Below are 2832 nucleotides of genomic sequence, written 5' to 3'. Positions count from 1 at the left end.
AAATTCTACTTTCCCGTGGCCGTAGGGATGGTCTTCATCCTTTGGTTTTGCTGCCAAATGAAGTGAATATAGACCCATAAAAGCACTAATAACATTCACAATACTTTCCATGGCATCAGAGAATACGGAATCAGAATTGGTGAGACGCCATGCAATGATTTTTCCGATGAAAAGAATGATTCCAAAGGCGGCAATAATCTTCTGAAATCCTATTTTATCTTTATGGGTGTTTTTCTGGGTGGTCATATCGTGTTTGATAAAAAAAAGAATCTCAATTTTGAGACTCTTTTTTATTTTGTTAGTTTATACTAAGTTGTTTGCTGCAAGATATTCTGCGATTTGTACAGCGTTTGTTGCTGCTCCTTTCCTCAGGTTGTCTGCGACAATCCAGAGGTTGAGTGTCTTCGGCTGTGACAAATCTCTTCTTATTCTTCCTACAAATACTTCATCTTTTCCTTCAGAGTATAATGGCATTGGGTAGTGGTTGTTTTTCACATCGTCCATTACTACTACTCCCGGAGTTTCTGAAAGAATTTTTCTTACTTCGTCTAAATCAAATTCGTTTTCAAATTCAATGTTTACACTTTCAGAATGTCCTCCCTGAACAGGAACTCTTACCGCTGTTGCTGTCAAATTGAAAGTGTCATCTCCTAAGATTTTCTTAGGTTCTTTCATCAATTTGATTTCTTCTTTAGTGTAATCATCATCAGCAAATACATCACAATGAGGCAATGCATTTTTAAAGATCTGATACGGATATACTTGTGCGATTGAGTCATCCCCGTTAATTTCACCATTTAACTGGTCTACAGCAGCTTTACCTGTTCCGGTTACAGACTGATAAGTAGAAACGACTACTCTTTTTAAATCATATTTTTTGTTCAAAGGTCCTAAAACCATTACCAACTGAATGGTAGAACAGTTTGGATTTGCAATGATTTTATCTTCTTTGGTTAAAACATCAGCATTGATTTCAGGAACGACTAATTTTTTATCAGGGTCCATTCTCCATGCAGAAGAATTGTCAATTACTGTTGTTCCTGCTTCTGCAAATAATGGAGCAAATTCAAGAGAAGTAGATCCTCCGGCAGAGAAGATAGCAATATCCGGTTTAGCAGCTATAGCGTCCTTCATGCTTACAATCGTAAATTCCTTCTGTTTATACTTCACCTTTTTACCTACAGATTTTTCAGATGCTACTGGAATTAATTCTGTTACAGGGAAGTTTCTCTCCTCCAAAACTTTAAGCATAACTTGTCCAACCATTCCTGTTGAACCTACTACAGCTACTTTCATTGATTTAATTAAAAATTTAAGATTAAACTATTTATAAATTATAACGCATATAATTTCTTTTCTGTTTTAAGCCCCGAAGACTCTTGTCCAAGGGAACGCAAATGCAAATAAACCTACTGCGATTAATCCCATGATAACAACGCCTAAAGAAATGGTATCATTGGATTTTACTTTTTTATTAACGATTGTCATTAATACAGCTGCAATAAGCATAGAGAATGGGTGTTCAACATATTGGAATCTTAATGCCGCATTTTTCATTACTTCTCCCATATTTAAGCCTTTTGTGAAGTTAGTGATCAACATGATGATCCCTAGTAAAAACTGAACATGGAAAAAAATCATTGTGAAGAGGGTAGTCTTCTTTAAAAATTTGTTTACTTTTCCACTGAAACCAAACATAGTTGCTAAAAGTGCAATGATAAATAATGCTACCAAAAGAAGTTCAAGATACCCGAATCCTTTGTGGGCATGAAGCAAAATGTTGTAAAAATCCATAATCCTATTTTTTTGTACACAAAGATAACAAAAATCCCGGCTCAAAGCCGGGATTGATATTTATAAAATCTAATATTGTGATAATTAGAAGTTGAATGATAGGGTTGCAGACCATGTTCTTCCGAATCCGAACCAAACTTGGTTAACCTGGTTAATACCATTCCATGTTCCTGCATTAGCATAATCTTCATACTTTGGAACATTTGATCCTTTGTAAGTAGCTTCATATTGCTCTTTAGTTAAACCATTTTGATAGTTTGTGTTTGACTCAGCAATATAAGTTTTGTCGAATAGGTTGTAAACATTTCCGCGAACTGTAAAGTATTGTTTTGGATTTCTTAGTTTGATTTTGAAGGTGATTCCAAGATCAATAAGTCCAAATGTAGGAAGTTCTAAAGCTCCAGCTTGTCCAGCTTCTGGAGTTGTAAAGTTTAATACGTTTAGGTTAGCATAAAGTTTTCTAACACCTCTATATGTTCCATCTACAGATAGCCATTCTACTGGCTTAATAGTAGCTCCAATAGCTGCCGTCATTTGAGCAAAACCTCCAACTTTTACTTTATCAAGGTATAAAGTTGTCCCATTAACAGAATTATTTAAAGGAATAGGTTCGTTGTTTTCAGAGAACACATTTCCTGTTGCATTGCCTTTGTAATACCAGTCACCAATTGAGAATGAACCGAATAATGATATCATTTTAGTAATGTTGGCTGTTGCATCTGCTTCAAGACCTTGGTGGACTTCTGTAATTCCCATGATGTTAGCATACGCATTATTGATGATCATGTTATTTCCAGGATTGTTAGGGTCTGGTACAGTGATTGATAAGCTTCCAGATCTTTGAAATCTATCCTTCCAACTAGTTCTGTAAACATTCACATTCGCATTAAATATTTTTGAACGGAATCCATATCCTAATTCAACACCAAAGATCTTCTCATTTGTTAAATTTGGATTAAGGTAGTTTTTGTTATTAGGATATACTGCGTTTAGGAATGGTTGCTTGCTATAATATCCCACGTTGGCAAATACATTGTG

At 35.1% G+C, this 2832-nt stretch carries 4 protein-coding genes; all 4 read right to left on the bottom strand.

The features are described 5' to 3' along the window. Positions 1–246, bottom strand: a 246-nt coding sequence (locus CW752_RS04355; protein ID WP_185117567.1) for a cation diffusion facilitator family transporter, incomplete at its 3' end; no start/stop codon positions are given. A gap of 57 nt (positions 247–303) precedes the next feature. Further along, a complete protein-coding gene (locus CW752_RS04350; protein WP_101238543.1) occupies positions 304–1296 on the bottom strand; it encodes an aspartate-semialdehyde dehydrogenase in 993 nt (330 codons plus the stop codon). Positions 1297–1362: 66 nt separating this feature from the next. Further along, the gene (locus CW752_RS04345; RefSeq protein ID WP_101238542.1) at positions 1363–1794 is read right to left on the bottom strand and encodes a hypothetical protein; all 432 of its coding nucleotides are present in this window, start codon (positions 1792–1794) and stop codon (positions 1363–1365) included. A gap of 84 nt (positions 1795–1878) precedes the next feature. Next, positions 1879–2832 (bottom strand): TonB-dependent receptor domain-containing protein (locus CW752_RS04340; protein ID WP_117614360.1); only part of this gene is annotated, 954 nt, incomplete at its 5' end.

This window comes from Chryseobacterium sp. PMSZPI (assembly GCF_002835665.1).
Taxonomy (GTDB): domain Bacteria; phylum Bacteroidota; class Bacteroidia; order Flavobacteriales; family Weeksellaceae; genus Chryseobacterium.
Note: the sequence above shows the minus strand (reverse complement) of the source record. Positions and strands in the feature narration are given on the sequence as shown.

Bases quoted from the DNA above. Each gene is read 5' to 3' on its own strand.
- CW752_RS04350 (WP_101238543.1), bottom strand. From the start codon at position 1,296: ATGAAAGTAGCTGTAGTAGGTTCAACAGGAATGGTTGGACAAGTTATG.
- CW752_RS04345 (WP_101238542.1), bottom strand. From the start codon at position 1,794: ATGGATTTTTACAACATTTTGCTTCATGCCCACAAAGGATTCGGGTAT.